Origin of the sequence: Mycobacterium sp. 050128, assembly GCF_036409155.1 — a bacterium.
Classification (GTDB): Bacteria; Actinomycetota; Actinomycetes; order Mycobacteriales; family Mycobacteriaceae; genus Mycobacterium.
In genome coordinates this window covers 1-9,062 of sequence record NZ_JAZGLW010000021.1, presented here as the reverse complement: position 1 = coordinate 9,062, position 9,062 = coordinate 1, and the positions used below count along the sequence as shown (strand labels likewise).

The 9,062-nt window shown below is 63.8% G+C and carries 6 protein-coding genes and 3 pseudogenes; 4 read left to right on the top strand and 5 right to left on the bottom strand.

The window, feature by feature from the left end; translation table 11 throughout:
* Positions 1 to 190: 190 nt before the first annotated feature.
* A pseudogene (locus SKC41_RS31430) lies at positions 191 to 370 on the bottom strand (2-hydroxyacid dehydrogenase); the annotation flags it as partial.
* Here SKC41_RS31430 and SKC41_RS31425 point away from each other — a divergent pair.
* Both SKC41_RS31425 and SKC41_RS31420 read left to right on the top strand, forming a co-directional pair.
* Complete coding sequence (locus SKC41_RS31425; protein WP_330981536.1) at positions 346 to 471, top strand: hypothetical protein; 126 nt, start codon at positions 346 to 348, stop codon at positions 469 to 471. The pseudogene SKC41_RS31430 and the gene SKC41_RS31425 overlap by 25 nt on opposite strands.
* A 72-nt stretch (positions 472 to 543) precedes the next feature.
* A pseudogene (locus tag SKC41_RS31420) lies at positions 544 to 1,520 on the top strand (IS3 family transposase); the annotation flags it as partial.
* 85 nt (positions 1,521 to 1,605) lie between these two features.
* Here the strand turns inward: SKC41_RS31420 and SKC41_RS31415 are convergent.
* The 3 genes from SKC41_RS31415 to SKC41_RS31405 form a co-directional block, all read right to left on the bottom strand.
* Positions 1,606 to 2,406 (bottom strand): alpha/beta fold hydrolase, encoded by an 801-nt coding sequence (locus tag SKC41_RS31415; protein ID WP_330981535.1) that lies wholly within the window; start codon positions 2,404 to 2,406, stop codon positions 1,606 to 1,608.
* Positions 2,407 to 2,585: 179 nt separating this feature from the next.
* Positions 2,586 to 5,024 (bottom strand): tyrosine-type recombinase/integrase, encoded by a 2,439-nt coding sequence (locus SKC41_RS31410; protein ID WP_330981534.1) that lies wholly within the window; start codon positions 5,022 to 5,024, stop codon positions 2,586 to 2,588.
* Positions 5,021 to 6,259 carry a tyrosine-type recombinase/integrase gene (locus SKC41_RS31405; protein WP_330981533.1) on the bottom strand — a complete coding sequence of 413 codons (1,239 nt, stop codon included), beginning with the start codon at positions 6,257 to 6,259 and terminating at the stop codon, positions 5,021 to 5,023. Before SKC41_RS31405 ends, SKC41_RS31410 begins: the two co-directional genes overlap by 4 nt.
* Positions 6,260 to 6,357: 98 nt before the next feature.
* Between SKC41_RS31405 and SKC41_RS31400 the strand changes: the two are divergent.
* Positions 6,358 to 6,498 (top strand): annotated as a pseudogene (locus tag SKC41_RS31400) (integrase core domain-containing protein); the annotation flags it as partial.
* Between the two features lie 202 nt (positions 6,499 to 6,700).
* A complete protein-coding gene (locus SKC41_RS31395) occupies positions 6,701 to 7,486 on the top strand; it encodes a plasmid pRiA4b ORF-3 family protein (RefSeq protein ID WP_330981532.1) in 786 nt (261 codons plus the stop codon).
* Here the strand turns inward: SKC41_RS31395 and SKC41_RS31390 are convergent.
* Complete coding sequence (locus SKC41_RS31390) at positions 7,476 to 8,804, bottom strand: ISL3 family transposase (protein ID WP_330981531.1); 1,329 nt, start codon at positions 8,802 to 8,804, stop codon at positions 7,476 to 7,478. The genes SKC41_RS31395 and SKC41_RS31390 overlap by 11 nt on opposite strands.
* Positions 8,805 to 9,062: the final 258 nt, after the last annotated feature.

Sequence of the window (9,062 nt, the reverse complement as noted above, 5' to 3'; positions counted from 1 at the left end):
GTCCGGTCACCGGAACTACCAACGCCCGTGCCCTCTTGAGAATCCATCTTCGATGGCCTCCATGATACCGATGACCTGGATCAACTGGTCGCCAAAGAGCTCGACCGAATCGTCGCTGGAATTGGTCGGCTGCGCATCGATGGAACAGATCGTGAGTTCACCCAACCGCCGTTGCCCGAAAAGTCGGGGATTATCGCCGTCGGCGGGGCGAAAGCACCGGTGTCGCAAGCCTGCCACTATCGAGATAGCTCTGTAGGTTGCGAATCGCGAGCAGCGCCATTGCGCGACGTGTCCGAGCTGTCGCGCTGCCTACGTGTGGCAGCAGCACCACGTTATCCAAGTCGAATGCTGGGACGCTGGTTCTGGTGGCCTCAGGTCGTGCACCCTCGTGGCAGCGACAACACAGCGCGGCGCTGGCGCCAACCGCAGCACACCCAAGATGCCGATGACGCCGAGACCCCGGTGGCCTGACCCCGATCGGTTGATCCATGGCTTATGAGAGTCTTGCGGCCCACGTTTTGGGCAGGAAGGCTCGACAAGATCATGGCAACGAGGAAGCGGCACAGTCCCGAGCAGATTGTGCGCAAGCTGATGGCGGCCGATCAGCTGCTGGCTGAAGGCAAGGACACCGCGGCGGTGTGCCGCGAGCTGGGTGTCTCCGAAGCGACGTATCACCGCTGGCGTAACCAGTTCGGTGGGCTGAAGGCCGAAGACGCCAAACGGCTCAAGGACCTCGAACGTGAGAACGCCACGCTCAAGCGGTTGTTGGCGGACGCCGAGTTGGAGAAGGTCGCGCTCAAGGAGATCGCGAAGGGAAACTTCTAAGCCCGGAACGCCGGCGGGCAGCCGTTCGTCACCTCCAGCGGGTGCTGGGGGTCAGCGAACGGTTCGCCTGCCGCGTGACCGGGCAGCACCGCGCCACCCAACGACACGAGTCTCTGGCAGCCACGCCAGAGGATCCTGATGCGGCGTTGCGGGCCTGGTTGCGCGCCTATGCCAAGGATCACCCACGGCGGGGGTTTCGGCCCGCCTATCACGATGCCCGCGGCGAAGGATGGATTGTGAATCACAAGAAGGTTCAACGGCTTTGGCGCGAAGAAGGCCTGCGGGTGCCCCAGCGGCGCCGACGTAAACGCCACGGCACCTCCACCGCCGCTGACGTTCCTACCGCCGATGCGCCCAACCGGGTGTGGGCGGTGGACTTCCAGTTCGACGTCACCACTGACGGGCGGCCGGTCAAGATCGTCTCTATTGTCGACGAGCACACCCGCGAATGCCTCGGTGGGATGGTCGAGCGCAGTATCACCGGCGAGGACTTGATCGCTGAACTCAACCGCCTGGCCGCCCAGCGCGGCGCCTATCCTGTGGTACTGCGCTGTGACAACGGACCCGAATTAGCCTGCAGTGCAATGGCCGACTGGGCCGCCGGACAGGTCGGCCTCCACTTCATCCCGCCCGGAGAGCCGTGGCGCAACGGCTACATCGAGTCGTTCAACTCCCGCATCCGCGACGAATGCCTCATTTTCCGGACTTGATTTTCGCGTTTATCCGTAACTCGGGCATTTCTTTATCGCATCGCCGCCCGCTTGCGGGTCAGCGGCGCGGTCACGTACCGCTGCTAAAGAACCGCCCCAGTTGGTCGGCGATGACCGCGGGCTTGCCGCCCGGGTCTTGGGCGGCAGCGTGGTTCAGTCCGGGTAGTTCGACACGAGTCGCCCGCGGCAGCACGTTCGCGAGAGCGTCCAGGGTGCCTGTGAAAAGCGGCGGGGCTTCGGCGCCGCACAGCAGCAAGACCTCGGCGGTCACGTTCTTGTAGTCCTCGATGGTTCCCTCGGTGGCCTTGACCTGCTGCAGTTCAGGTACCAGCGCGGGAATCAAGTTACGCAGCGCTACATCGTCGCCCTTGACCCGTCGGGCGTCGGCCCACAGCATCATGCGGCAGAAGATCGGCTGCGCCATCATGCGGCCCAACAGGCGATATGGTGCTGAAACCGACGGTGCCCCCAACGCGTCCTTTGCCAGACCCGCCATCGCCGCGGCGACATCACCGCTGGCCACCAGCCGTTCCGCGCGGCCGATCACTTCTTTGAATTCGTCCATTCCGGGTTGGCCGACGAACAGGACCGGTTCAAAGACCGCGACCTTGCGGATCGCCGGTATCGACATCGACGCATGCAGCGCAAACAACCCGCCATCGGCGGCCCCGAAGACATACTGTGCACCGGTGTCGGTGACGATGGCGTCGAGGTCCTCGTCCTCGCGGTCGATGCTGTAGTGCGGCCCGTAGGGCCCGCTCATTCCGCGGCCGCGTCGATCCGGAAGGTAGATGGTGAACTCGTCGGCCAGGGCGGCGCCCAGCTTCATATAGTGCTGTGACCCGAGTGCGCCGCCGTGCAAGATCACCACGCCGGGACCGTGACCGAGTTGGCGGAAACCGATTGTCGTACCGTCCTTGGACCTGACCGCTCTCTTCGAGTACTGCGGCTTCTTCATGCTCAAGGCCGACCCATCCGATCCTGTTGCGGGGTGAGGCTGCCGAACGTTGACTCCACGCTAGCAATACCACCAGCCGTGTGGCGGGTTCCTCACCGACGCTCGCTCGGCTGTGGAGGGTCGGCGATGACAGGGATTCCGAGGCTGACTGGGTCTGTGGGTCGGTGCTTGCGCATCCGGTCGAGATTGGCCAGTTTGTTGGCGGCGGCGTCCAGGCTGACTTGGAGTCCTTGGACTTCGCCGAGCCATCCGTTGAGCCGGGCTTCTTCGATTCGTGCGTTGAGGTTGGCGATAATGGCAACGAGTCGTGGTCGCGCGGCTGGGTCCAGTCGAAGGCTCGGGCATCTGATGCACGCGTGCTCATGCTTGCAGCTGGTTCCGTAGGGGCGTCCGCATTCCCCGAGTTCGAGCTTGCGTTCCTGGAAGTGTTGTTGGAAGTCGCGCCATTCCTGGTTTGTTGGTTCGCGGTATTCGGCCTCGGGACGCTGCGCGCGCCGCTCGTCTAGGAAGGCGCGGTAGGTGCGCACGAGGTGGTCATCAAAGACGGCCATGTAGGCGTGGCTCGTATTCAGGTTGGCGTGTCCGAGTAGCCGGGCGACGATATGGACCGGGAGCCCGTCGTTGACTGCTTCGGTGGCGAACATTCTGCGGAAATCATGGGCGGTGAAGCGCAGCGGTTCACCGGCGGCATCGCGTAGGTCGCAGCGCTCGAGGGTGCGGCTGAGGATTCGGCTGACGACGTTGGCGCTGATCACTGACCATCGCCACGCGCCACGTCGTCGTTGGAAAAGGTGCGGCAGCGCGGGCCCGGTGGTGCGCTCGTGCGGATCGTAACGCGGTGTGAGGGCGATGGTTCCGCCGTTTTGGTCGCGCAGACGGGTGATGATGGCCGCTAGGACGTTGGCCAGTTCGGGTCCAACCAGTAGGAGGCGTTCCACGTTCGTCTTGGACGGAACGATCTGGAGCATCGGCACGATCTCTCCGGTGTCGGGCAGTTTGTAGGAGACCAGCGCTAGGTGGGTGAGTTCGGTCAATTCCTCGACGCGCACGCCGGTATGGCGCAGCGTTTCGACGATGGCCCATGACCAGAACGCCTCATCTTCACTGTCTGACAGGTTGATTCGCTCTCCGGTGGCCAAGTCCTCAACGAGCACAGGTGGTGTGGTGTCTTGGTACTTCTGCCGGTTGTATGTCGGTGGGATGATGCGCAGGTATCCGCGCGAGTCGCGGGTGAAGGTCTGTCTGATCGGGGTTGCCGAAGCGCTCGTCAGTAGTGCGGTCTGCGCCGCAAGGTGGTCCTCGACCGCCTTCACCAGCACAGGCAGGCGCGGGAGCCGGTCCCTGACCCGCTGATGCATCCTCGCGACGAGTTTGTTCCTGCTTTTGCGGAAGCCTTCGGTCTCGCCCCGTCGCACCGGGCTCGGTGCCGCCCACTGGGCCCAGGTCGGGTCTTCCAGGGCCCATTCCTGGATGTCGAGATAGAACGAGCGGACACACACAAGGATTTGAAAGTAGCTGAGCTCACTGCGATTTCGCCTGGAACCGTCTGCGCGAACCACGGTTCTGAGGCGCTGTTTCCATTCCTCAACGACGTCGGGCGGCAGGTGCAGCGTCTCTAGGTCTGGGTGATGGTGTTCGATGTCGGCCCAGAAGTTTCTGACTAGCAAGCCGGCAAGGTGCTCGAACGAGTCATAGTCCAGGCCGGGACGGCGCTCGTCGAGGTAGCGCACCAGCACCGCCCGAACGTTGCTGTCGCGCACCCCATACCGGTCGACAATCTGGCTGGTGGGACGTTGGCCGAGCCTGACTGCTTCTAGCATCGCATGCGGCCCGAGATCGGCGATACCGTGAAGCAGACGCCACGCCAGGGCGGGTCCAGTTTGTCCATGCTTTCTGCACAGGTACCACGACCTCAATTCCAACAGGTCCTCGGCGGTCAACTGGTCGACATCTTTGCCGGTGTGCAGCACGATTCTCGTGATGGCCAAGATCGCTTCCCCGAGTTGTCTGCCGCGGATACCGAGCGCGTCTGCTTTCGCATCAACCTTGGCGAACAGATCGGGCCGGAACACTTCTCGAGCGTGCTCGAAGAGCGAGTGGGCTCGATACGCTTGCAGGAACCCATAGCCGGGTAGCACCGCGCGAACAAGCAGCAGCGCCAACGCACCGGCCACCAGACGATTTCGTTTCACCACCGTAGCGTGCGGCCCCGTGTCCGCGTCGACCAGGCAAGCGACCCAATCGTTGTCCTCGTAGGCGCCGGCGATGATCCATCGTTGCTGCCATCCCTCACCGGGAAAGGTGGCAAGCCATTCGAGGATCGTTCTCGCACCGTCGATTTGGTAGCGCTTCGCGGTGCGGGTCAGCGGACTCCAGGTGGGCAGGGTTGGAATCAGCGCGAGAACCTCTTCGATGGACAGGTGATCGATCGGTCCGGTGCGATCGACATCAGCCAACTGCTCGAAGCGCCGCGAAAATGAGGGCTGGCCGCGGCGGCGGTCGCCAGCCGTTGCCAACTGCAGCGCGGTCACCGGATGTCTCCCAGCAACACCCGCAGCGCGGCGGCGTCGTAGCCTGCGGCGATCCGCGGAGTCGCGCGCGCATGCTCGCCCTGCTCGTCGAGATGGCGCTGCACCCGGCGAACGACTTGGGCTTCGTCCTCGACGAGATAAATGTCGCCGGTGGTGGACAGGTGCGCGTGGCCCAGGATCGTTTGCACGTCGCGGATTGACAGCGTGTCGCTGCGCGACATCCGCAGCGCAGCGGTATGGCGCAGGTCGTGCATAGTCCAGTTCGAGCCCAACACGGCATTGACGCGACGAAACACCGCGCGTAACGCCTCGTATGTCATCGGCTGGCGGCGAAGACCAGCACCGCGGTCGTGGCGGCGCAGGGTCCACCAAAGGGGCTCGTTCGATTGCAGGGCATCGCTGAGATCGCTGAGATACAGACGCAGCCACACCAGCGAATCCGAGCTGGTGGGCAACCACTGCGGCTCACCAGTCCCTTTGCGGTAGACGCGGACGAGTTGGTCGCCCCAATCAATGTCCACGCAGCGCAGTCCGAGCAGCTCTGCCGCGCGGGCACCATTGCTGATCGCAATGCTCAGCAGCGCCCGATCCCGATTGGAGCTCAGGCCCCCAAAGACCTCGCGCCATCGCTCGTCGGGCATCGCGCGTGGCTTCGCCTTGGGCAGTTTCGGGTTATAGCGGATCTTGCCCTCCGGGCGAAACGGTTCGAGCGGGTTGTGATGCGCATGCGGTCGACCATGGTGGCGCTCCAGGCGCACCGGGTTGATCAGCGGCCCGCCACCGCGGTCGATCCAGAACTCGTAGAAGCTGCGCACCACCGCGTTGTTGTGCCGGATGGTACGGGCCTCATACCCATCGCCAAGGTGGCGTTTGCGGGTCACCGCATTGACGGTGCCGGCGCTGGCAGCAGACACCGTCCGAGGTGCACGGCGTTGCTTGGTCGCCTGCTGCAGCCACAGAACCAAATCTCGCGCCTCGGCCGGGGTCGCCTTATCCCACTCGACACCCACCGCGCAAAGCCACCGCCACCAGCGCAACAGAACATACGCATAGCTGCGGACAGAACCACCCCGATTGCCGCGCGCGACAAAATCCACCAGGAACCGCCGAATCGGCTCCACCACAGCACCATCAGGATCGACGACCAGCCACCCGGCCACATCATCGACTGGAACTACCCGCCCCCAACCAGACATCTTGATCCACCGGACATCCCGATCCACAGCATCGAACACTCGAACTCCTCACCGTCGATGGACGGTCAAGAAGTAGCAATCGGATCATCGTGGGATCGCCAGACACGTCGGCGTGTCGCTGCTTAGTCCGGTCAATAGTCAACATCAACAGCTTCTGGTCACTGACCCAGGCCCGGGTGATCATCAGCGACTGGAAACACGACTACAACCACCACCGCCGGCACTCGGCCCTGGGCTACCAACCACCGGCCCGCTACGCTGCCACCTGTACCCACTGAACGACTCTCGTTCGCCGTGGACCAGTTCACGGGGTCCGGTCACTACCGCATAGGATCATGAACGCAAGCGAGCGGAATCTACATCAGGCCACTTTTACACCGCTCCTGGGACACCACCCCGATCACACCCGAGAAGGGAACGAATGACAATCATTCTGGGCGATAAAGAGGCTCTTCGCAGTCGAGGGTGTAGAACCTGCGAATGAGCCAGCTGGTCTCGAGTAGTGGTCGAGGGCTCTGGTTGGCTGGGGGTGTGCCGAAGAAGAAGCGGAAGAGGGAGAGCGGCGTGTCCCGGGCTAGTGCGGACCTGGCGTTGCTTCAGAAGCTAATGGCCGACGCCGGCCGGGACGTGTTCGCGGGAGTGTTCGATGAGCCGACGCCAGTGATCCGGGCTGTGCCGGAGCGAGCGCAGGGTTTCCGGGTGCGGGTCGACCTGATGTACGCCAAGCCGCCGATCTGGCGTCGTCTCGACCTGCCGGGCGACCTCATGCTCGATGTGCTGCATGTCGTGTTGCAGGTCGCGATGGGCTGGCAGGACGGTCACCTGCACAAGTTCGGTGTCGGGGCTGACCGGCGTAGCCGTGCCTACTTCGTCACCGAGTTCGATCTCAGTGAAGGCGACGAAGGTGTCGCAGAGGACAGCGTGCGGCTCGACCAGGTGTTATCCGATAAGGGCGACCGCCTGTTCTATGACTACGACTTCGGCGACGGATGGGAGCACGTGCTGGTGGTTGAAGACGTTTTTGATGATCCACCCCCGGCTCCGGTCTGTCTGAAGGGCAAGATGGCCTGCCCGCCGGAGGACTGTGGTGGCCTGGGCGGCTATGAGGAGCTCGCTGCATGGGTTCGTGGCGGATACGACCCGCAGGCAACGCCCATGGGGCTCAGTGCTGAGGAGATGCGGGACTGGCTGCCCCTGGGTTGGCATCCCGACCGTTTCTCGGTGGCCGAGACTAACGACGCTCTGGCCGCGCTGACTACGAGTTAAGGGCTCCTGACGGCCGAGGTTGAAGGAGCTGGGGTTTGAAGCCTCCGGTCTCGAGCAGGGATCGGGCGATGTAGTTGGTCAGATTGCGGAAACCGAGGGCGGATCCGCGGAGGTGTTCGAGGCGGCCGTTGATCGCTTCGGTGGGCCCGTTGGAAGTGCCGGGCCGGTCGAAGTAGGCCAGCACGTCGGCGCCCCGCTTCTTGAGGGTCCGGCCGAGGGTGAGCAATTCCTGCAGGGCTTTGGGGACACCGGCGCTTAGCGTGGTGATCAGCGCGGCCATCATGGTGCGGCCCTTGCTGCGGTCTGGTTCACGGTAGGCAGCCACGCAGCGTTGATACATCGTCCAGGTGGCCTCGACCTCGGCATGGGCGTCGATGGAGAACAGGGCGGTCAGCCGGGTCTTCTGTTTGTCGGTGAGCAGATCGGCACCTGTCTGCAGGGTGCGCCGGCAGGCGTAGAGCGGATCGGTCTTGCGGCCGCGGTGCCCGCAGGTGTCCAGCTGGACCCGACGCCGGCATTCGTCGAGGGCGTTGCCGGCCAGGCGCACCACGTGGAAGGGGTCCATCACTGTCGCCGCCGCGGGTAGTTCTTCGGTGGTGGCGGTCTTGAACCCGGAGAATCCGTCCATGGCAACGACTTCCACACCATCGCGCCACTGCTTGGGCCGGTCGGTCAACCAGTCCTGGAATGCCTTCTTGGATCGGCCCTCGACCATGTCCAACAGCCTGGCCGGGCCGGTCTTGTCGCGGACCGGAGTCAGATCGATGATGACGGTGACGTACTTGTCGCCGCGGCGGGTGTGCCGCCAGACGTGTTCGTCGACGCCGATCACCCGCACACCGTCGAAGCGGTCCGGGTCGGCGATAAGGACCCGGCGTCCTTCGGCCAGCACCGCGTTGTTGGCGGTGTTCCACGATACCGCCAGCGCTTCGGCGATCCGGGCCACGGACAGATGTTGGCAGACAATGGCTTCCAGCGCCCACCGCAATCCGCGCCGGGACAGTTTGGCCCGCGGTTCGGCGGCCTTGCCGCTGTCTTGGCGCCACACATGGGCGCATCCTTGGCAGCGGTAGCGGCGGATCGTGACCAGTAGGGTCGTGGGCCGCCATCCGAACGGCTCGTGAGCAAGTTGGCGGGTGACGCTGTCACGCACGGTGCCCTGTTCGCCGCAGCGCCGACACCACGAGTCGTCGTCGCTGATCCGGCACGCCAGCACTGCTCGGTCCGCGGCGAGGTGTTGGCCGGTCACCTCTAGCCCGAGTTCATCGACGCGGCAAAACGTAGTCAGATCAGGGCGAGCGAAGGTAGCGTCAGGCACGTCGAGGTCTTCCAGATCAGGTGTGTAGGAACCCTCATCTTCGGAAGACCTCGACCCCTATCCCGGTAACGACGCGCCGACCACCTCTACACCCTCAACTGTGAAGAGCCGGTAATTCACCAAGGTCGGACATCAAGTGGTGCCAGTTTGCGGCGGCATTGGCTCCTGGGCCTGCTGCATGCAACAGGATAACTGCGGGACTTGTCGGTTGACCGCACAGCAACGTATCGGAGGTGAGTCCGCGAGCTTCGATACGGC

Bases quoted from the DNA above. Each gene is read 5' to 3' on its own strand.
- SKC41_RS31425 (WP_330981536.1), top strand. From the start codon at position 346: ATGCTGGGACGCTGGTTCTGGTGGCCTCAGGTCGTGCACCCTCGTGGC.
- SKC41_RS31395 (WP_330981532.1), top strand. From the start codon at position 6,701: ATGAGCCAGCTGGTCTCGAGTAGTGGTCGAGGGCTCTGGTTGGCTGGG.